The sequence below is a fragment of the Pseudomonas sp. S3(2024) genome (assembly GCF_036861315.1).
GTDB lineage: Bacteria > Pseudomonadota > Gammaproteobacteria > Pseudomonadales > Pseudomonadaceae > Aquipseudomonas > Aquipseudomonas putida_A.
Window position 1 is genome coordinate 1 of the sequence record NZ_JAZAQQ010000031.1, and the last position, 515, is coordinate 515.

Here is a 515-nt window from a genome sequence, read left to right on the forward strand (position 1 = left end):
AGCTACGGCGCCTACGGCCAGATCACTGCCGAGCGCGACGAACTCGGGCACATCACCCGCTACGAGTATGACGACGACCTGCACCTCGTCTCGCGCAAGATCAATCCCGACGGCACGCGGGTGCAGTACCGCTACGACCATGCGCAACTGCTGCTCACGGAAATCGAGAACGAGTCCGGGGAAAAGTACCGCCTGGACTACACGCCCACTGGATTGATCCGACAGGAAACCGGCTTCGACGGCCGGCGCACCGCCTACGCCTACGACCGCAACGGGCACCTGCTGGAGAAGACCGAGTTCGGTGATGACGGCTCGACGCTGGTCACCACTTACGCGCGTGATGCGGCCGGGCGCTTGCTGCTCAAGACCCTGCCTGACGGGGTTGAGGTGGCTTACACCTACGACCGACTGGGCCGTTTGACCGGGGTTGATGACGGCCAGCAACATCCGCTGGCCTTTGAATATGACCGGCAGGACCGGCTGATCACCGAGCATCAGGGCTGGGGCACCCTGCG

The 515-nt window shown here is 63.9% G+C and carries 1 pseudogene; it reads left to right on the forward strand.

From position 1 onward, the window contains the following. Window positions 1-515, forward strand: a pseudogene (locus VLA07_RS27080) (type IV secretion protein Rhs); the annotation flags it as partial.